At 68.8% G+C, this 18,411-nt stretch carries 18 protein-coding genes; 9 read left to right on the top strand and 9 right to left on the bottom strand.

Going from position 1 to position 18,411, the window contains the following annotated elements:
* The first annotated feature begins 77 nt into the window (after positions 1-77).
* On the top strand, positions 78-1,517 hold the full coding sequence (locus tag AC3EF3_RS02650; protein WP_488530608.1) for an NAD-dependent succinate-semialdehyde dehydrogenase: 1,440 nt from the start codon (positions 78-80) through the stop codon (positions 1,515-1,517).
* Positions 1,518-1,791: 274 nt separating this feature from the next.
* Here the strand turns inward: AC3EF3_RS02650 and AC3EF3_RS02645 are convergent, their stop codons facing one another.
* Together AC3EF3_RS02645 and AC3EF3_RS02640 are read right to left on the bottom strand one after the other, a co-directional pair.
* On the bottom strand, positions 1,792-5,004 hold the full coding sequence (locus tag AC3EF3_RS02645) for an efflux RND transporter permease subunit (protein ID WP_488530607.1): 3,213 nt from the start codon (positions 5,002-5,004) through the stop codon (positions 1,792-1,794).
* Between the two features lie 10 nt (positions 5,005-5,014).
* The gene (locus tag AC3EF3_RS02640) at positions 5,015-6,148 is read right to left on the bottom strand and encodes an efflux RND transporter periplasmic adaptor subunit (protein ID WP_488530606.1); all 1,134 of its coding nucleotides are present in this window, start codon (positions 6,146-6,148) and stop codon (positions 5,015-5,017) included.
* Between the two features lie 200 nt (positions 6,149-6,348).
* Between AC3EF3_RS02640 and AC3EF3_RS02635 the strand changes: the two genes are divergently transcribed.
* The 7 genes from AC3EF3_RS02635 (at position 6,349) to AC3EF3_RS02605 (ending at position 12,427) form a co-directional block, all read left to right on the top strand.
* Positions 6,349-6,513 carry a hypothetical protein gene (locus AC3EF3_RS02635; RefSeq protein ID WP_488530605.1) on the top strand — a complete coding sequence of 55 codons (165 nt, stop codon included), beginning with the start codon at positions 6,349-6,351 and terminating at the stop codon, positions 6,511-6,513.
* Between the two features lie 114 nt (positions 6,514-6,627).
* Positions 6,628-6,963 (top strand): cupredoxin domain-containing protein, encoded by a 336-nt coding sequence (locus tag AC3EF3_RS02630; protein ID WP_488530604.1) that lies wholly within the window; start codon positions 6,628-6,630, stop codon positions 6,961-6,963.
* Between the two features lie 12 nt (positions 6,964-6,975).
* The gene (locus tag AC3EF3_RS02625) at positions 6,976-7,800 is read left to right on the top strand and encodes an FTR1 family iron permease (RefSeq protein WP_488530603.1); all 825 of its coding nucleotides are present in this window, start codon (positions 6,976-6,978) and stop codon (positions 7,798-7,800) included.
* A gap of 92 nt (positions 7,801-7,892) precedes the next feature.
* Positions 7,893-8,594: a hypothetical protein gene (locus tag AC3EF3_RS02620; RefSeq protein ID WP_488530602.1), complete on the top strand. Its 702-nt coding sequence runs from the start codon at positions 7,893-7,895 to the stop codon at positions 8,592-8,594.
* A gap of 2 nt (positions 8,595-8,596) precedes the next feature.
* Entirely contained in the window at positions 8,597-9,760 is a 1,164-nt protein-coding gene (locus AC3EF3_RS02615) for a cytochrome-c peroxidase (RefSeq protein WP_488530601.1), read from the top strand.
* Between the two features lie 57 nt (positions 9,761-9,817).
* On the top strand, positions 9,818-11,956 hold the full coding sequence (locus AC3EF3_RS02610; protein WP_488530600.1) for a penicillin-binding protein 1A: 2,139 nt from the start codon (positions 9,818-9,820) through the stop codon (positions 11,954-11,956).
* A 165-nt stretch (positions 11,957-12,121) separates the two neighbouring features.
* On the top strand, positions 12,122-12,427 hold the full coding sequence (locus tag AC3EF3_RS02605) for a hypothetical protein (RefSeq protein WP_488530599.1): 306 nt from the start codon (positions 12,122-12,124) through the stop codon (positions 12,425-12,427).
* Between the two features lie 15 nt (positions 12,428-12,442).
* Here the strand turns inward: AC3EF3_RS02605 and AC3EF3_RS02600 are convergent, their stop codons facing one another.
* From AC3EF3_RS02600 to AC3EF3_RS02580, 5 genes are all read right to left on the bottom strand, one after another.
* On the bottom strand, positions 12,443-13,720 hold the full coding sequence (locus AC3EF3_RS02600; RefSeq protein ID WP_488530598.1) for an RNA polymerase sigma factor: 1,278 nt from the start codon (positions 13,718-13,720) through the stop codon (positions 12,443-12,445).
* A 9-nt stretch (positions 13,721-13,729) separates the two neighbouring features.
* Positions 13,730-14,137 (bottom strand): VOC family protein, encoded by a 408-nt coding sequence (locus AC3EF3_RS02595; protein ID WP_488530597.1) that lies wholly within the window; start codon positions 14,135-14,137, stop codon positions 13,730-13,732.
* A gap of 11 nt (positions 14,138-14,148) precedes the next feature.
* On the bottom strand, positions 14,149-14,592 hold the full coding sequence (locus AC3EF3_RS02590) for an SRPBCC family protein (RefSeq protein ID WP_488533720.1): 444 nt from the start codon (positions 14,590-14,592) through the stop codon (positions 14,149-14,151).
* 5 nt (positions 14,593-14,597) lie between these two features.
* Complete coding sequence (locus tag AC3EF3_RS02585) at positions 14,598-15,020, bottom strand: YciI family protein (RefSeq protein ID WP_488530596.1); 423 nt, start codon at positions 15,018-15,020, stop codon at positions 14,598-14,600.
* A gap of 76 nt (positions 15,021-15,096) precedes the next feature.
* Positions 15,097-15,450, bottom strand: coding sequence for a YciI family protein (locus AC3EF3_RS02580; RefSeq protein ID WP_488530595.1), 354 nt, complete (start codon positions 15,448-15,450; stop codon positions 15,097-15,099).
* Positions 15,451-15,524: 74 nt separating this feature from the next.
* Here AC3EF3_RS02580 and AC3EF3_RS02575 point away from each other — a divergent pair, with 74 nt between their 5' ends.
* The gene (locus tag AC3EF3_RS02575) at positions 15,525-16,511 is read left to right on the top strand and encodes a S1C family serine protease (RefSeq protein ID WP_488530594.1); all 987 of its coding nucleotides are present in this window, start codon (positions 15,525-15,527) and stop codon (positions 16,509-16,511) included.
* 88 nt (positions 16,512-16,599) lie between these two features.
* Here AC3EF3_RS02575 and AC3EF3_RS02570 read toward each other — a convergent pair whose 3' ends face one another.
* Both AC3EF3_RS02570 and AC3EF3_RS02565 read right to left on the bottom strand, forming a co-directional pair.
* The gene (locus AC3EF3_RS02570) at positions 16,600-17,280 is read right to left on the bottom strand and encodes an NHL repeat-containing protein (protein WP_488530593.1); all 681 of its coding nucleotides are present in this window, start codon (positions 17,278-17,280) and stop codon (positions 16,600-16,602) included.
* A gap of 11 nt (positions 17,281-17,291) precedes the next feature.
* The gene (locus tag AC3EF3_RS02565) at positions 17,292-18,410 is read right to left on the bottom strand and encodes a helix-turn-helix domain-containing protein (protein ID WP_488530592.1); all 1,119 of its coding nucleotides are present in this window, start codon (positions 18,408-18,410) and stop codon (positions 17,292-17,294) included.
* Position 18,411: the final 1 nt, after the last annotated feature.

Raw genomic sequence — 18,411 nt, 5'->3', positions numbered from 1 at the left:
CCCACGACCGGCACTCGGGCACCGGATCAAGGAAAATGCCCGTTTCCCCTCACGACCCTTCGGCTGGACAGGAAGACATGACCTACCCCAATACCCAACTCTTCATCAACGGCGAATGGCAGGACGCGCAGGACGGCAAGACCCTGGCCGTCTTCAACCCGGCGACCGGCAAGGAGATCGGCCGCGTGGCGCACGCCGGCACCGCCGATCTGGACCGTGCCCTGGCCGCGGCGCAGAAGGGCTTCGAGACCTGGCGCGACATGCCGGCGATCGAGCGCAACAAGATCATGCGCAAAGCCGCCGCGTTCATGCGCGAACGCGCCGCCGACATCGGCGCCGTGCTCACCCAGGAACAGGGCAAGCCGCTGGTCGAGGCCAAGGGTGAGGCGATGGCCGCGGCCGACATCATCGAGTGGTTCGCCGACGAAGGGCTGCGCGTCTACGGCCGCCTGGTGCCCTCGCGCGGCAACCTGGCGGCGCGTCAGATGGTGCTGAAGGACCCAGTGGGCGTCGTCGCCGCCTTCACGCCCTGGAACTTCCCGATCAACCAGGTGGTGCGCAAGCTCGGCGCCGCGCTGGCCGCCGGCTGCTCGATGATCGTCAAGGCCGCAGAGGAAACGCCCGCCGCGCCGGCCGCGCTGATCAAGGCCTTTGCCGACGCGGGCATCCCCGCGGGCGTGCTGAACCTGGTGTACGGCAACCCCGCCGACATCTCCAATTACCTGATCCCGCACCCGGTGGTGCGCAAGATCACCTTCACCGGCTCGACGCCGGTGGGCAAGCAGCTCGCGGCGCTGGCGGGCAAGCACATGAAGCGCGTGACGATGGAACTGGGCGGCCACGCGCCGGTGATCGTCTGCGAGGACGCCGACATCGCGCTCGCCGTGAAGGCTTCGGGCGCCGCCAAGTTCCGCAACGCCGGCCAGGTCTGCATCTCGCCGACGCGCTTCCTGGTCCACGAAAGCGTGAAGAAGGACTTCGCCGATGCGATGGTCAAGCAGGCGACGTCCCTGAAGGTCGGCGACGGCTTGGCCGAAGGCACGCAGATGGGCCCGCTCGCCAACCCGCGCCGCCTCACGGCGATGGCCGAATTCACCAAGGACGCGATCGAGAAGGGCGCGACCGTGCTGGCCGGCGGCGACCGTATCGGTGACGCCGGCAACTTCTGGCAGCCCACCGTGATCGCCGACGTGCCGCTGGAGGCCAAGGTGTTCAACGACGAGCCCTTCGGCCCGCTCGCCGCGATCCGCAGCTTCAAGACCCTGGACGAAGCCATCGCGGAAGCGAATCGACTGGCCTTCGGCCTGGCGGGCTACGCCTTCACGAAATCGCTCAAGAACGCCGACCTGCTGGCCCGCCGGGTCGAAGTCGGCATGCTCTGGATGAACATGCCGGCCCTGCCCACGGCCGAGATGCCCTTTGGCGGCATCAAGGACTCCGGCTACGGCTCCGAAGGCGGCCCGGAGGCCATGGAGGCCTACCTCAACACCCGCGCGGTCACGATCATGAACGTCTGACGCCCAGCTCTTCCGCTGGAAAACGGCCCGCCAAGCGGGCCGTTTTTCTATGCGCATGCGATTTCAATTGATGGGTCGCAACCGTAGTGCTAGATTCGCATGAACTTCAAGGGTGGAGGACGGCCGATGACGTCGGACAGGAAGAAGCCCGGTGAGGACAAACAGCCGCTCCCCTCGACGGGCGAGGGGTCGGACAGCGCACTCGATGTGCTGAAGAAGAAGCGCGGGCAGGCCCCGCCTTCGGCGGACCCGAGCCTGCCCCTCAGGCCGGGAGTTACGCCGCCGCCGAAGCCGAAGCCGTGACCGCCCGCCTGCGCCCGAGCAGGCGCATCACCAGGCGGTACAGGAACCGCACCAGCACCAGCGTCAGGATCGCCTCGAAGAAGGTCGCGAGGAACGCGAGCACCACGTTGCCTTCGCTCTCGCGACGGTGGAACTTCGCGAACATGCGGTCGTGCGCCACCTCGATGCTGTCGTAGAACGACGGCACGACCAGCAGCGTGAGCACCGTGGAGGTGATGGTGCCGCCGATGATGGCAATGGCCAGCGGCCGGTAGAAGTCCGCGCCCTCGCCGATGCCGATCGCCACCGGCAGCATGCCCGCGATCAGCGCGAAGGTGGTCATCAGGATGGGCCGCAGCCGCGCGCGGCCCGCGGCCATCAGCGCCTCCTCGCGGTCCTGGCCCTCGGCCTCGCGCTTGCGCGCGGCGTCGAGCAGCAGGATCGCGTTCTTCGCCACGAGGCCCATCAGCATGATGATGCCGATGAAGCTCATGAGGTTGAGGGTTGCGTGCGTCAACAGCAAGGCGAGCACCACGCCGATCAGCGACAGCGGCAGCGAGAGCATCACGGCCAGCGGCGCGGTGAACGAGCCGAACTGCATCACCAGGATCAGGTACATCAGGCCCACGCCCATCACGAGCGCCGTGGTCATTGCGCCGAACACTTCCTTCTGGTCCTTGCCGGCGCCGCCCAGCTCCACCCCGTAGCCTTCCGGGAAGTCGATCTGCTGCGCCAGCTTCATCGCGTCCTTCGTGATGTCGCCCGAAGCGCGGCCTTGCGCATTGGCGCCCACCGAGATCATGCGGCGGCCGTTCAGGTGCTGGATCTGCGCGGGGCCGGTGCCCATCGTCACCGTGGCGATCTGGTTCAGGGGCACGACCATGTTCGCGCCGGTCACGGCGATCGGGAGGCGCTCGATGTTCTCGGCGTCCACGCGGTCGGACGGGTCGAGCCGCACGGCGACGTCGCGGGCCTGGCCGGACGGATCGATCCAGTCGCCCACCTCGACGCCCGCGAACGCCACGCGCAGCGCCTGGGCGGCGTCGTTCACGGAAATGCCCAGCGAGTTCGCGAGGCCTCGATTGAGTTCGATGCGCAGCTCGTCCTTCGGGCTCAGCTCCGACAGGCCGACATCCACGGCACCCGGCACGGTGCGCAGCCGCTCCATGTAGGCATTGGTGATGGCGAGCAGCGTGCGCGTGTCCTGCCCGTAGAACTGGATCTGCACGGGCTTGCGCGTGCCGTTGTTCAGGTCGTCGAACACGGTGTACTCGGCGCCCACCAGTTGCGACATCAGCCGGCGCAGGTCCACCGCGATCTCGCGCGCCTTGCGCTTGCGCTGCGAATACTTGCCGATGTCCACGTACACGCGGCCGCCGCCGATGTTCACCCGGCTGTTCGTCGCCACCGTTTCCGGCAAGGTGCGCGCCAGTTCGGCGGCTTTCTCCACCTTGAGCTTGGCGTATTCGAGGCTGGCCGATGACGGCGTGCGGACCTCGATGGCGATCGTGCCCACGTCCTGCTGCGGCAGGAAGCTGGAGCCGCCCAGCCAGGCGTGCAGCCCGATCGCGCCCGCGAAGCTGGCCACGGCGGCCAGCGCCATCCACTTGCGGTGGTGCAGGGCCCAGGCGATGACGTTGCCGTAGCGGTCCGCCTGGCGGTCGAACCAGTCGTTGAAGCGCTTGAGCAGCATCGACAGGCGGCTGCGATCCGTCGCATGGTGGTAGCCGGGCGGGTCGCCCCAATAGGCCGACAGCATCGGGTCGAGCGTGAACGAGATGAACAGGCTCACCAGCACGGAGCAGGCCACGGTGAGCGCGAACGGCCGGAACCACTCGCCGGCCACGCCCGGCATGACGGCCACGGGAATGAAGATCGCGATGATCGAGAAGGTCGTGGCGGCGACCGCGAGGCCGATCTCCGCCGTGCCCATGCGCGCCGCGGTCATGCGGTCGGCCCCGCGTTCCATGTGCCGCACGATGTTTTCGCGCACGACGATCGCGTCGTCGATCAGCACGCCGATCGCGAGCGACAGCCCCAGCAGCGTCATGAAGTTCAGCGTGAACCCGCAGGCCCACACGGCGATGAACGCGGCGATGGCCGAGGTTGGCAGGCTCGTCGCCGTGATCAGCGTCGAGCGCCAGGAGTTGAGGAACAGGTAGACCACGAAGATCGTCAGGCCGGCGCCCAGCGTCAGCGCGTGGATCACGTTGTTCAGGTTGTCCTGCGCGTCCTCGCCGCCGTCCTGCGTCACCTCGAGCTTCGTGCCCTCGGGCAGGGTTTTGTTGATCTCCGCCACCATGGTGCGGATGCGCTTGGCGACGCTCACCGTGCTCGCGTCGCGGGCCCGGGTGACGTAGATGCCCACGTTCGGGTGGGCGCTGCGCAGGCTGAAGCTGTCGCGCTCGCCGAAGCCGTCCACGGTGGTCGCGACCTGCGCCAGGCGCACGATCTGGTCGCCGTGGCGCTTGACGATGATCTGCCCGAACTCGGCCGGCGATTCGATGCGGCCGATCAGGCGGATGCTCTGGTCCTTCAGCGGCCCGATGATGCGTCCCACCGGCGCGTTGGTGTTCGCGTTCTGCAGCGCACCGATCACTTCCGCGATCGACACGTTGTACTCGCGCAGGCGGTCGGCCTTGAGCAGCACCGACATCTCGCGCTTCAGGGACCCGCCCACCTCCACCGTCGCCACGCCGTCGACGCCGCGCAGCTTGTCCGAGAGGGTGTCCTCGGCCAGGCGCGAGATCTCCGCGTGCGACTGCTTCGTCGACGACAGCGCCAGGTTCATGATCGGCTGGTCGCTCGGGTCCACGCGCTGCAGCACGGGCTCGCGCATCTCGATCGGCAGCTTGTAGCGCACCGTCGCGATGGCGTTGCGCACCTCGTCGCTCGCCTCGATCATGTTCTTCTTGAAGTTGAAGATGATGACGATCTGGGCGTTGCTGTCCTTGGCGGTCGAGCGGATCTCGTAGACGCCCGAGATGCTTTGCAGCGATTTCTCGATGCGGTTGATGACCTCGCGCTCGACGGTTTCGGGCGACGCCCCCGGGTAGAGGATCGAGACGACCAGCACGGGCTGCTGCACGTCGGGGATCTCGTTGACGCGCAGCTTGGTCAGCGCGAGCACGCCGAACGCCATCAGGGCGATGATCAGGACCACCGTCGCCACCGGACGGCGGATGGAAAAGTCCGACAGGAACATGGCGTGCTCCTTACGGCGTCTTGGGGGCTTCGGCGGGCGAAGCGGCGGCGGCCGACGGCGTGTCCTTGACGGCCTGGCCGTCCTTGAGCGTCGCCACCGGGTGCCGCAGCAGCCGGTCGCCTTCGGCCAGGCCCGCGCGGACCACCCAGTCGCCGCGGCGCGTGTCGCGGTCGCCCAGGGCCAGCGCCACCTTCTGCAGCACGTTGTTCTTGAGGCGCCACGCGAAGGCGCGCTCACCGTCGCGTGCGATCGCGGAGTCCGGGATCATCAGCACGCTGGTGCTCGACGCCTCGACGCGGCCCTCGGCATAAAGGCCCGCCAGGCGCGCGGGCGCATCCCCCGCGATCTCCACGATCACCTCGACCTGGCGCGTCGTCGGGTTCGCGGTGGGGCTCACGAACTTCACGCGGCCCGCGAAATCCTGCTTGCCGTAGCCGTTCACGCGGAAGCTCACGGCCTGGCCGACCTTCACCGACTGGATCGCGTCCGACGACACCAGCCCTTCGAAGCGCAGGCTGCGCGGATCGATCACCTTCAGCAACTCCTTGCCGACCTGCGCGGTGTCGCCGGCGGAGACCTTGCGGTCCGCGACGATGCCGTCGAACGGCGCGCGCACTTCGGTGCGCTGGAGCATCTGGCGCGCGCTCACCACGCGCGTCTTCGCCGCCGAGAGGTCGCTTTGGGTCGAGTTGCGGCGGATTTCGGCATCTTCGAGCTGCTGGGCGCTGGCCATGCCCTGTTCGCGCAGCGTCTTCATCCGCTGGTGCTGGCGCTGGGCCTGGTCGAAGGCCTGCGCCGCGGCGCGCTCGGCTTCCTGCGCCGACAGCAGGCTGTCGCGGATCGACGTGTCGTCCAGCCGCACGAGCAGGTCGCCCCGCTGCACGGGCTGGCCGTTCTCCTTGAGCACGCCCATCACGACGGCGGAGACTTCGGCGCGCAGGTCGGCGCGCCGTTCGGGCTCGATGCTGCCGGTGACGAGCGGGCCGGCGGTGAGCTGGCCGGCCCTGGCGGTGAAGACGTCTTCGGGTGCGACGAGCAATGCCGGGGCGGCGGCGGCCTGCGACTTGGCGTCGGCGCCGATGCGGTTGCAGCCGGCCAGCGCGAGAGCCAGTGCGGCGATCACCGCAGTTAGGAATAAACGCATGAATCTCCTCCGGAAAAGGCGGAGCTTGTGGCTCCGGAACGGGGTTATAGGGCCTTCCGGTCGAAGGCTCACCCACTTTGTGACGAAACGCAGTATGGCGCGACAGACTGCGGGATGACGCGCATTTTCCGCGACTGCTGACGCGCCGCTGCGCTGCCTGCTGACAGGCAAGCGGTCGCAGGCTTTCCATAGTTGGCTGCATGGACGAGCCCACGCACGCCCGCGAAAGCCAGTTCTGGGACCAGGTCGCCGACTGGGTCCTCGATGCGCGCGGGCACGGCACCGTGGAACTCACCGAGGCCGACCTCGAGGCGATGCTGCGCGAACTGCGCGACGACCTCGATGGCCTCGACGACGCGTCCTGACCTTCCCGCCTGCCCTGCACTTGCGCTGGATCAAACCGCTGACCCTGGCTTGGGGTTGCAAATGAAAATGATTTGCATTAAGATCGGTTCATTGCTGCACAACAGGAAGAACTCATGGCATCGATCCGCCGCCGGCTCGCCCTGGCCGCTTCCGGCCTCCTCGTCGCTGTCGCCGTCCAGGCGGCCGAGTCCGAGGTAACGCTCGTCATCAAGAACCACCGGTTCGAGCCGGCCGAAGTGAAGGTGGCGGCGGGGCAGAAGATCAAGCTGGTCGTCCATAACCAGGACGCCACGCCCGAGGAGTTCGAGAGCCACAGCCTCAACCGCGAGAAGGTGATCCCCGGCGGGCAGAAGGCCACCATCTTCATCGGCCCGCTCAAGCCCGGCAAGTACAGCTTCTTCGGCGAATACAACGAGAAGACCGCGCAAGGCACGGTCGTCGCCGAATAAGGGACCGCCTCCATGTTCGCCGCCGCGCTCATCGTCTTTCGCGAATCGCTCGAAGCCGCGCTCTTCGTGGGCATCGTCGCCGCGGCGACGCGCGGCCTCCTGGGCCGCGGCCGCTGGCTGGGTGCGGGCGTGGGCATCGGCGTGCTCGGCGCGATGATCCTCGCCGCGCTCGCGCCGCACGTGAGCGAATGGTTCGACGGGCTCGGGCAGGACGTGATCAATATCGCCGTGCTGTCGGTGGCGCTGTCGATGCTGCTGTGGCACTGCATCTGGGTGGCGGCGCACTCGAAGGAAATGGCGATGGAAGCGCACCGGCTCGGTGAGTCGGTGCAGGGCGGCGAACGCAAGCCCTGGGCGTTGCTCACGGCCGTCGCGCTGGCGGTGCTGCGCGAAGGCGCGGAGACGGTGCTCTTCGTCGCCGGCGCGATCACCGGCGGCAACACCACGTTTGCCCAAGTCGCGATGGCCGTCGTGATCGGCGTCGGCCTTGGCGCCGGCGCCGGCGCGGTCATCTATGCGGGCCTGGCCCGCGTGCCGACCCGCCACATCTTCACGACGACCAACGTGCTGATCGCCATCCTGGCCGGCTCGATCGCCAGCCAGCTCGTGAAGTCGCTCGCGCAAGCGGGCCTGCTCGAGCGCTGGAGTGCGCCGGTGTGGGACACCTCGCACATGCTCGCGCCCGATTCCGCGCTCGGCACCCTCCTGCACGCCCTGGTCGGCTATGACGCCACGCCTTCGGCCGCCCAGCTGATGTCCTATGTCGCCGTGCTTGCGCTGATCTACGTCGGCACGAAGCTGATGCGCCGCACGTCGTCGCCGCCGCGCGCGACCTGACGTTTTCCCTTCCTCAACAACAACTTCCCTGGAGAAACTTGATGCGTACCGCCGCCTCGGCGGGGACCCTTGCTGTCCTCGCCGCTTCCCTGATGAGCTTGCACCACGCCGCCTGGGCCGGCCCCGCCGACTATGTCTACGAGCCCGCCGTCGAATACGGTGAGCGCGAGGTCGACTTCAAGGCCGGCACCGCCAAGCTGCGTGAAGGCGATCGCGAGAGCGCGCAGTCGCTCGGCTTCGGCTGGGGCCTGACACCCTGGTGGTTCACCGAGGTCTACGCCAAGTGGCACCAGACGCCCGACGAAGGCAAGGGCTTCGACGCCTGGGAATGGGAGAACAAGTTCCAGCTCACCGAGACCGGCAAGTACCCCGTGGACATCGGCCTGATCGTCGAGATCGAGCGCCCGAAGAACCGCGCCGAGGGCTACGAGCTGCGCTGGGGTCCCCTGTTCCAGACCGACATCACGGACAGGGTCCAGGCCAACTTCAACGTGCTGTTCGAGAAGCACTACCGCGCCGAGGAAGGCGGCCCTGCCGAACTCGGCTACCAGTGGCAGCTGAAGTACCGCTACACGCCCGAACTCGAATTCGGCGCGCAGGGCTTCGGCGAAGTCGGTCCGTGGGACCACTGGTCACCCTCGTCCGAGCAGGCGCACATCGCCGGCCCGGCGATCTTCGGCAAGGTCCGCCTGGGCAACAAGCAGGCGATCAAGTACAACGCCGCCGTGCTGTTCGGCCTGAACCACGGCGCGCCGAAGAACACGTTCCGCGTGCAAGCCGAATACGAGTTCTGATCATGAGGGGCGGCACCCGGGCGATCACCGGGCTATTGGTCGCCGCCGCGCTGGCCGGATGCGGTGGCGGCGGCAGCGGCCAGCCGGCGCTCAGCGCGCAAGCCTCTCTCGGCCAGCTCGCGTTCAATGACCCCGGACTTTCGGCGTCGGGCCGGCTGTCGTGCGCGAGCTGCCACGCCGACAGCGCGGCCCACGCTGCCCCCAACGATCTCGCCGTGCAGCTCGGCGGCCCCCTGATGGACACGCCGGGCCTGCGCGCCTCGCAATCGCTGCGCTATCTCGCGAAGAACACGGCGTTCCATTTCGACGACGAGGGCACGCCCACGGGCGGCTTCTTCTGGGACGGCCGCGCGGATTCGCTGGCGATCCAGGCCGGCATCCCGCTGCTGGGCGCGCGCGAAATGGCCAACGCGAGCAAATCCGCGGTGCTCGAGAAGATCACGCAGGCGCCCTGGGCCGGCGAGTTCCGCCGGCTCTATGGCGACGCGATCCTCGACGATGCCGATGCGGCGTTCGACAAGCTCACGCAGGCCATCGCGCAGTTCCAGCTCGAGGACGAGACCTTCAACGCCTACACGAGCAAGTACGACGCCGTGCTGCGCGGCCGCGCGCAGCTCACGGCGCAGGAAGAGCGCGGCCGCTTCCTGTTCGACGATCCGGCCAAGGGCAACTGTGCCGCCTGTCATCCGTCGGCGAAGAACGCCGACGGCAGCCATCCGCTGTTCACCGATTTCACCTACGACAACCTCGGCGTGCCGCGCAACAGCGCGATTCCTGCGAACGCTGATCCCGACTATTTCGATCTCGGCTTGTGCGGGCGCCCGGACCTGGCGGACCGCACTGAGCTATGCGGCGCCTTCAAGGTGCCCAGCCTGCGCAACGTCGCCCTGCGCAAGACCTTCTTTCACAACGGCCGGTTCAAGTCGCTGAAGGAAGCCTTGACGTTCTACGTGCAGCGCGACACGAATCCCGAGAAGTGGTATTCGCTCAAAGCCGACGGCACCGTGAACAGGTTCGACGACCTGCCCGCGCAGTACGAGGGCAACGTGAACACGGACGAGGCGCCCTACGACCGGCAGGCGGGCGACGCGCCCGCGCTCACCGACACCGAGATCGACGACATCATCGCGTTCCTGCAGACGCTGAGCGACGGCTGGCAACGCTAGCGCAGTGTCATTCGCGTCCTACGCGGCTGAGGCACCGCGCCCGCTAGATTGGGGCGCATGCCTGCCGTTCCCGAGTCCGAGCGCCGTCATCCATGGCGGCTGCTGTGGCTGCTGCTCCTGCTCGTTCCGCTCGCGGCCCTGGCCGGTATGGCCTCGCTGGCCACTATGGCGCGCACGGCGCCGAGCATCGCTGACATCCTGGCCGTCAAGCGCGAGCAACCGTCCGTCGTCCTCACGGCGGACGGTCAGGAGCTCGCCGTCTTCCGCCGCACCAATCGCGAATGGGTGAAGCTCGCGCAGGTGTCGCCCCATGTCGTGGATGCGCTCGTGGCCACCGAGGACCAGCGCTTCTACGAGCACCGCGGGATCGATGTGCGCCGCATGCTGGGCGCGGCCTGGTCCACGCTGCAGGGTGACCTGCAGGGCGGATCGACGATCACGCAGCAGCTCGCGCGCAACCTGTTCCCGCAGGAGATCGGCCGCGCACCGACCATCGAGCGCAAGGTGAAGGAAGCCGTCACCGCGCTGAGGATCGAGTCGATCTACGGCAAGGACCAGATCCTGGAGACCTACCTCAACACCGTGCCCTTCCTGTACAACGTGTACGGCATCGAGATGGCCGCGCGCACGTATTTCGACAAGCCGGCGAGCGACCTCGATGTGCGCGAAGCCGCGACGCTGATCGGCATGCTCAAGGGGACGGCCTACTACAACCCGGTGCTCAACCCGGAGCGCGCGGTGCAGCGGCGCAACCTGGTGCTCGCGCAGCTCGTCAAGAGCGGCAAGCTCGAAACCGCCGCCTACGAACGGCTGAAGGACCAGCCGCTGGGCCTGCAGTTCGAGCGGCAGGAAGAGAACCTGGGCCCGGCGCCGCACCTTGTGCAGCAGATCAAGCGCTGGCTGGCCGCCTGGGCCGACAGGAAAGGCTACAACATCTATGCCGACGGCCTGGTCGTGCGCACCACGATCGATTCGCGCCTGCAGCAGACCGCGGTCGATGCGCTCGCGCGGCAGGCGGACAAATTGCAGGCCATCTCGGACAAGGTGTGGGCCCGGCGTCCACGCAACAAGCGGATGCCGGGGGACGAAGCCCCGCAGCTGCAGGCCGCGTTCGTCGCCGAAGATCCGGTGACGGGCCAGATCAAGGCCTGGGTGGGCAGCCGCGACTTCCGGCAGGACCAGTTCGACCACGTGCAGCAGGCGCGCCGCCAGCCGGGCTCGACCTTCAAGCCTTTCGTGTACGGCGCGGCCTTCGCGATGGGCATCCCCCCGGTCGAATTGTTCATCGACGAGCCGCCGGAGATCTGGGTGGGCACCCATGAAGTGTGGCAACCCTCGGACGTGCACGAAGCCACGGGTCTGCCGACCACACTGCGTGACGGCCTGGTTTATTCCAAGAACACGATCACGGCGCAGCTGGTGCAGCGCGTGGGCGCGAACCGCGTGGCCAGCGTCGCGCGTGCCATGGGCGTGCGCCAGAGCAAGCTCGACGAGGTGCCTTCACTCGCCCTCGGCACGAGTCCGGTGACGCTCAAGGAGATGGTGTCGGCCTACTCCACGATCGCGCATGACGGCGCCTACATCGAGCCCGTGCTGGTGCTGAGCATCGAGAACCGCAAGCACGAGGTGCTGGAGCAGTTCCGCCCGGCGGTTCCCGAGCAGGCGCTGCCCGTGCCCGCGACACGGACGCTGCTCGATGTCATGCGCGGCGTGGTCGACCGCGGGACCGGCGCGGCGGTCCGCTCGCGCTTCGGCCTGCGCGGCGACCTCGCCGGCAAGACCGGCACCACGCAGGACAACACCGATGGCTGGTTCATCCTGATGCACCCGCGGCTGGTCGGCGGAGCATGGGTCGGCTTCAACGACCCGCGCATCACCATGGACAACACGTGGGGGCCGGGTGCGCGCAACGCGCTATTGATCGTCGGCGACTTCTTCCAGCAGGCCACGAAAGCCAGGCTGGTGGATGGCAAGGCGAAGTTCAGCGCGCCGCACGATACCAGCGAGCCCGACCCGCTGGTGCTGGCGCGCATGATGGAGCAGGTGAACGGCGGCATGCAGGCGGCACCCGAGGTGCAGCCGCAGTCCCCGTTCCAGGGTCCGTTGCCGATGGCGGGCGAAGCGCCGATCGTGCTCGCGCCGGTCCCGCCGCCACCGGTTCCTGAAGGCGGCATTCGCATCCTGCGGGCGTATTGACATCGGCCCGCACGGCTTGAGCTCCGGCGTCAGGGGCCGCACACGGCTGGGTCGAACACTGCGCACATCACGTGTGTCTTCCCGCTGGTCGGACGAACTGGTACGCCGACGTACTGTGAATCCACTCGACTCACGGTCGGGGATCTCAAACTCAAGGAGCACACCATGAAACGCCTAGCCTCCATCCTGGTGCTGAGCGCGCTCGCCGCAGCACCAGCCTTCGCCCAGCAGTCCGGCCTCGTGAACGTCGATATACGAAACGTCGCGAACAACATCGCGCAGAACCTGAAGGTCGACGTCAGTCAGATTCCTGTGACTGTCCAGGCGCCTGTCAGCGTTGCTGCGAATGTCTGCGGCGTCGCGGCGAACGTCCTCGGCCAGCAAACGACGAGCGGCTCCGGAAGCTGCACGGCAACGACGACCTCGGCGGCGCTGAACGACATCGTTCAGCAGCAAATCAAGAAAGGCTGAAACCGGAACGGGCGCCTAATGCCGCGGCGCCAGCGCCGCGGCGCGCTCCAGCAACAGCTCGCGCTCGCGCGCATTGCCCGCGAGCTGCGCGGCGCGCTCGAACTCCGCGCGCGCTTCCTCCTTGCGTCCGAGCTTGGCCAGCAGGTCGCCGCGCACGCTCGGCAGCCAGTGGTAATTGCGCAGCTGCTTGTCCTGCGCGATGCGGTCGATGATCGCCAGGCCCTCGGCCGGCCCGAACGCCATGCCCACCGCGACCGCGCGATTGAGCTCGACGACGGGTGACGGTGTGATGCGCGCGAGCTCGCCGTAGATGTCCGCGATGCGCATCCAGTCGGTGTCCTGCGGCGTCGCGGCGCGCGCATGGCAGGCGGCGATCTGCGCCTGCAGTTCGTAAGGCCCCGGCGCGCCGCCGAGCGCGCGGGCGCGTTCGAGGGCGGCCAGGCCGCGCCGGATCAGGAGGCGATCCCAGCGCCTGCGATCCTGGTCCATCAGCAGCACCGGCTTTCCCTGCGCATCGACGCGTGCCGCCGCGCGCGACGACTGCAGCTCCATCAATGCCACCAGGCCATGCACCTCCGGTTCCGCGGAGGCCAGTTCGGCGAGCATGCGCCCGAGCCGCAGCGCCTCGTCGCACAGCGCGGTGCGCATCCACTCCTCGCCGGCGGTCGCGGTGTAGCCCTCGTTGTAGATCAGGTAGATCACCTCCAGCACCGACGCCAGCCGCGGCGCGAGCGCCTCGCCCTTGGGCAGCTCGAACGGCACGTGCGCGTCGGCGAGCGTCTTCTTCGCGCGCACGATGCGCTGCGCGATGGTCGGCTCGGGCACGAGATAGGCTCGCGCGATCTCGTGCGTCGTCAGGCCTGCGAGCAGCTTGAGCGTGAGCGCGACGCGCGCCTCGGTCGACAGCACCGGATGGCAGGCGGTGAAGACCAGGCGCAGCATGTCGTCGCCGATCTCGTCCTCGCGCGCGGCATCGAGCGCATCGACGAAGTCCGGCACGATCAGCGCCTCCTGCGCCTCGAGGTCATGGCCGATCTCCTCGTGCTTCTGCTCGGCGAGCTTGGCGTGCCGCAGGTGGTCGAGCGCGCGGTTCTTCGCGGTGGTCATGAGCCAGGCCGCGGGGTTGTGGGGCACGCCGTCGCGCGGCCAGCGCTCGAGCGCCGCCACGAGCGCATCCTGGGCCAGCTCCTCGGCCACGCCGACGTCGCGCACCATGCGGGCGACCACCGCCACGATCTTCGCGGATTCGATCCGCCAGACCGCCGCGATCGCATCGTGCGTGGCCGAATGCATGCGGCAGGGTCAGTGCGGCGGAGCCGCGTTCGGGTCCATGTAGACCAGCTCCCAGATGTGCCCGTCGGGATCGTGGAAGCCGTGGCCGTACATGAAGCCGTGGTCCTGCGCCTGGCGATGCGCCACACCACCGGCGGCCACCGCCTTCTTCACCAGCTCGTCGACTTCGGCGCGGCTGTCGCACGACAGGCACACCAGCACCTCGGTGCTCTGGGTCGCGTCGGCGATGGGCCGGTCGGTGAAGGTCTTGAAGAAGGGCTCGACCAGCAGCATCGCGAAGATGTTGTCGGCGATCACCATGCAGGCGCCCTGCTCGTTGGTGAACTGCGGGTTGAACGTGAAGCCGAGTTGGGAGAAGAACGCCTTGCTGCGTTCCATGTCCTTGACGGCCAAGTTCACGAAAATCTGGCGTGACATGCTCGTGTCCTTCAATCGTTGATGCGGGCCAGCTCGGCTTCGAGGCGGTCCAGGTTCTGTTCGTTGGCGGCCACGCAGATCGCTGCGACGCGGTCCCGCGCCTCGGGCGTGTCGAAACGCTGCTGCCAGGTGATGCGCGTGCGGCCCACCTCGGGCACCAAGGCCATCGTCAGCACGAAGTGATGCTGCGACAGGTGCTCGAGCACGATGCGTGTGGGCCGCTCGATCTCGCGCCAGATCGAATGGTTGGGATAGTTCGTGCCGTCCGGCCCGTGGAACATGAACTTCCATTCGCCGCCGGGCCGGAAGTCGAACTGCTCGAAGGTGCTGGAAAAACCGTTCGGACCCCACCAGCGCGCGAGCCGCTCGGGCTCCTCGTAGGCGCGGAACACCTGCTCGCGCGTGGCATCGACGAGGCGCGTCGTGACGATGTCGCGGGGATCGTTGTCCACCATGGCGGTCACTCGATCCCGATCTTCTTGAAGCGCTCCTGGGTCTCTTCGCTCGCGAGGCCCTCGAAGTCTTCCAGCTCGTACAGCGGACGCACCTCGATCTCCGCCGGCTGGTTCTCGCCGACCGGGTTCGGGAAGCGCCGCGTCCACTCCAGCGCCTCCTCGCGGTTGCGCACCTGGATCAGGGTGTAGCCCGCGATCAGCTCCTTGCTTTCGGTGAACGGGCCGTCGATGACGCGGCGCTTGTCGCCGTCGTAGCGAATGCGCCAGCCCTTGCTGCTGGGCTGCAGGCCCGAGGCATCGAGCAGCACGCCGGCCTTGGCGAGCTCCTCGTGGTAGGTGGCCATGGCCTGGAACATCTTCTCGGCGTCGGGCGGGAAGCGGCCGGCTTCGCTGTCGGGCGTGGCCTTCACGATGATCATGAACTTCATGGGGTGCTCCTTGGGTGTGTGTCCTCCCACGACGAGCGACGCCCGCCCGCATCGACAAACTCGGCTACGTAGCGCGCTACGTATAGCAGGGGCCGGTGGCGCGCACCTCGACGGTGGCCCATTCGGCGGCCGGGCATTCGCGCGCGAGCGCGATCGCCTCCTCGCGCGTGGCGACGTCGAGCAGGAAGAAGCCGCCGATCATCTCCTTCGCCTCGGCGAAGGGGCCGTCGATCACGCGCGCCTTGCCTTCGCGCACCTGCAGGCGCGAGGAGTCGTCGAGCGAGGTGAGCGATTCCACGGCGCGCAGCACGCCGCGCTGCTTCAGCGATTTCGCGAAATGCACCATGCGCTCGTACACCGCGTGGCCTTCGGCCTCGCTGCGCCGCTGGCGCTGGCCGACTTCTTCATGGATGAGGAGCATGTAAGCCATCGCCGATCATAAGCACGAGCCGCGCATGGCATGCAAGCTCTTGCAAACCCGCGGGCCGGCGCCACATGCGCCTCATGGGATCGCGCGACGCCCCGCTGCTGGACGCTTATTCGCAAGCCGTCACCGAGGTCGTGGACCGCGTGGGCCCCAGCGTCGCAGCCGTGCGCGTGCAGGGCGAACGCGGCCAGCGCTCGGGTGCAGGCTCGGGCTTCCTCTTCACGCCGGACGGCTACCTGCTCACCAATTCGCACGTGGTGCGCGCCGGCGGCCGAGCGCGGCCCGCGCCCTCCACCGCACTGATCGCCTCGTTCAGCGACGGCCGCGAGTTTCGCGCGCGCTGGGTCGGCGACGACCCCGACACCGATCTGGCCGTGCTGCAGGTGGACGGCCTGTCGCAAGGCGCGCTGCACCATGCGGCGCTCGGCCGGTCGGCCGACGTGCGCCGCGGCGAGGTCGCGATCGCCATCGGCAACCCGCTGGGCTTCGAGCACACGGTCACCGCCGGCATCGTGAGTGCCCTGGGCCGCAGCATGCGCGCGAGCACCGGCCGGCTCATCCCCGACGTGATCCAGACCGACGCGCCGCTCAATCCCGGCAATTCCGGCGGGCCGCTGCTGAACTCGCGCGGCGAAGTCATCGGCGTGAACACCGCGATCATTCCGGGCGCGCAAGCGATCTGCTTCGCCGTGGCGGTGGACATCGCGCACTGGGCCATCCCGCAGCTGCTGCGCCACGGGCGCGTGCGTCGGGGCTACCTGGGCGTCGGCGGCACGACGATGGAACTCGATCGCCGCATCGCGCGCGGCCACGGCCTCGAGCAGGCCCACGCCGTGCGGGTGACGTCGGTGGAGTCCGGCAGCCCTGCCGAGACCGCGCGGCTGAAGCCGGGCGACATCATCGTCGGCCTCGACGGCGTCGCCGTGACGTCGGTGGACACCTTGCACCAGCTGCTCGGGCAGGACCGCGCAGGGCGCGACGTGATCGTCAAGGTGCTGCGGCCGGGCGAAGCGGGGGGCCCGCTGTACCTTTCCGTGCGGCCCGTCGAGACGCGAGCCGACTGAGCCCCCCGGCGATCGCGCCCGTCACGGCTCCTCCTTTCGGCTCGGCGAGCCGCCGATCGACAGGGTGGGTGCAGCGATGCGCTGGCGTTCAGGCCGGCGCGGTGTTGCGTCGCGGACGGCGCACGGCGCGGACCTTGCCGGTACCGCCACCGCCGCAATAGAAGAGATCGGCGCCGTCGGATTCCAGGCCGCTGATGTTGACGCCGGACGGCATCGCCAGCTGCTCCAGCACGGCGCCGCTGCGCGGATCGACCCTTCGCAGCTCGCTCTCGTCGGCTTCCCAGGTCGCGTGCCACAGCTCGCCGTCGACCCAGGTGACGCCGGTGACGAAACGGTTCGATTCGATCGTGCGCCTGATCTCGCCCGTGGCGGGGTCGATCTGGTGGATCTTGCGGTCGCGGTGCTGGCCGACCCAGAGGCTGCCTTCGGCCCAGGTCAGCCCCGAGTCCCCGCCGTGGCCGGGCGCGGGAATGGAGGCGACCACCTGGCCCGTGGCGGGGTCGATCTTGTCGATGCGCGATTCCGCGATCTGGTACAGGTGCGTGCCGTCGAACGCCGTGCCGGCATCGCAGGCGCAGTCCAGTGTGCGCGTGGTCTCGCCGCTCGCGGGATCGAAGGCGACCAGCTTCGCGCCGGTGGCCGCCCAGACATTGCGGCCGTCATGCGTCACGCCGGCCACCTGGTGGGTGCCGGGGAAAGGGCCGTACTCGCGCACGATCTCGGCCATCTGGGCTTGGGCCTGGGCTTGGGGCTTGTCTTGCGTCTTCATGCGATGGGACTCTACGCAATCGGCAGCGAGCTGGGGAGTAACAAGATCGTCGTGAATCCCGCCAGCGAAGGGGCGAGCCAGCGCCGTGCCCGCGCCTTGCCGATGGAGCGAACACGGGCCGCGGCCTCGAGCTCGACCAGGGCGCGCTGCACCGTGCGCTGGCTCGCGCCCAGGGCCCGGGCCAGCGCCGACGTCGACCAGGCCGCGCCGTCGGAGAGCAGGGCCTGCAGCGAGGCCTGCTCGCCATCGAAGGGCGGCGCCAGCACGACGACGTCGACATCGTCGTGCGGCCTCAGCGCGAAGCCGCGTTCGGTCGCCTCGACCCGTGCGATGCCCTTGACCAGCGCGCGCAGGCGCCCGATCTCGACGCGCAGCCGTGCGCGATGCGTCTCGTCGGGACGCCTCGTGCGAAACGCCGTCGCGATCAGCTCATTGCGGGCCACGTCGCGCGGCCAAGCCTGCGCCAGGGCGCGCGCCAGGGTGAACAGCACGGGCCGGCTCGCGAGCGGCTGCCACATCGCCCCCGCGGAGAGCCCGCGCCGGCACCCGTCCACCACCAGCGCCGGCGACGCCCGCAACGCTTCGACTTCATCGAGCCGCAGCGGCTGTTCAGCGCCGGATGTGAGGCGCCGCGCCGCCGGGCGATCGAGCGCGGCCCGCGCCTCGGCGGCTTCGGCGATGAGCGCAGGCACACCGGCACGACAGGCCGCCTCGTGCGCGCGGGCGAGCGCCGCGCGGGCGGGGCCGGTCTTCAGCGATCGCAGCGACAACTCGGCGGCCGTGAGGCCGGCCACGGCGGCGAGCGATGGCGACAGTGCGCGCGGATCCAGCGGCGCCAGCATCGCGGCCGCCTCGTCCAGCCGCCCCAGCAGCAGCAGCCGGCGCGCGGCCACCAGCCGCGCATGGAGCGCATTGGCGCGGTCACCATGCGCATCGAGCGTGGCCGACGCGGATACCAGGTCGTCGGGCGAGCCGGCGAAGTCGCGCACGGCCAGCGCGACCTCCGCTTCGGCGACGACACAGCGGGCGCGAGCGACCTGCTCGTGCGCACCGAAGCCGCGCGCCGCATCACGCAGGAGCTCGCGGGCCCGCGGATAGTCGCCAAGCTGCGCCATCGCGATGCCGCGCAAG

This window comes from Ramlibacter sp. GS1-15 (assembly GCF_057785015.1).
Note: the sequence above shows the minus strand (reverse complement) of the source record. Positions and strands in the feature narration are given on the sequence as shown.

Coding starts and splice junctions, on each gene's coding strand:
- AC3EF3_RS02650 (WP_488530608.1), top strand. CDS start 78: ATGACCTACCCCAATACCCAACTCTTCATCAACGGCGAATGGCAGGAC.
- AC3EF3_RS02645 (WP_488530607.1), bottom strand. CDS start 5,004: ATGTTCCTGTCGGACTTTTCCATCCGCCGTCCGGTGGCGACGGTGGTC.
- AC3EF3_RS02640 (WP_488530606.1), bottom strand. CDS start 6,148: ATGCGTTTATTCCTAACTGCGGTGATCGCCGCACTGGCTCTCGCGCTG.
- AC3EF3_RS02635 (WP_488530605.1), top strand. CDS start 6,349: ATGGACGAGCCCACGCACGCCCGCGAAAGCCAGTTCTGGGACCAGGTC.
- AC3EF3_RS02630 (WP_488530604.1), top strand. CDS start 6,628: ATGGCATCGATCCGCCGCCGGCTCGCCCTGGCCGCTTCCGGCCTCCTC.
- AC3EF3_RS02625 (WP_488530603.1), top strand. CDS start 6,976: ATGTTCGCCGCCGCGCTCATCGTCTTTCGCGAATCGCTCGAAGCCGCG.
- AC3EF3_RS02620 (WP_488530602.1), top strand. CDS start 7,893: ATGAGCTTGCACCACGCCGCCTGGGCCGGCCCCGCCGACTATGTCTAC.
- AC3EF3_RS02615 (WP_488530601.1), top strand. CDS start 8,597: ATGAGGGGCGGCACCCGGGCGATCACCGGGCTATTGGTCGCCGCCGCG.
- AC3EF3_RS02610 (WP_488530600.1), top strand. CDS start 9,818: ATGCCTGCCGTTCCCGAGTCCGAGCGCCGTCATCCATGGCGGCTGCTG.
- AC3EF3_RS02605 (WP_488530599.1), top strand. CDS start 12,122: ATGAAACGCCTAGCCTCCATCCTGGTGCTGAGCGCGCTCGCCGCAGCA.
- AC3EF3_RS02600 (WP_488530598.1), bottom strand. CDS start 13,720: ATGCATTCGGCCACGCACGATGCGATCGCGGCGGTCTGGCGGATCGAA.
- AC3EF3_RS02595 (WP_488530597.1), bottom strand. CDS start 14,137: ATGTCACGCCAGATTTTCGTGAACTTGGCCGTCAAGGACATGGAACGC.
- AC3EF3_RS02590 (WP_488533720.1), bottom strand. CDS start 14,592: ATGGTGGACAACGATCCCCGCGACATCGTCACGACGCGCCTCGTCGAT.
- AC3EF3_RS02585 (WP_488530596.1), bottom strand. CDS start 15,020: ATGAAGTTCATGATCATCGTGAAGGCCACGCCCGACAGCGAAGCCGGC.
- AC3EF3_RS02580 (WP_488530595.1), bottom strand. CDS start 15,450: ATGGCTTACATGCTCCTCATCCATGAAGAAGTCGGCCAGCGCCAGCGG.
- AC3EF3_RS02575 (WP_488530594.1), top strand. CDS start 15,525: ATGGGATCGCGCGACGCCCCGCTGCTGGACGCTTATTCGCAAGCCGTC.
- AC3EF3_RS02570 (WP_488530593.1), bottom strand. CDS start 17,280: ATGAAGACGCAAGACAAGCCCCAAGCCCAGGCCCAAGCCCAGATGGCC.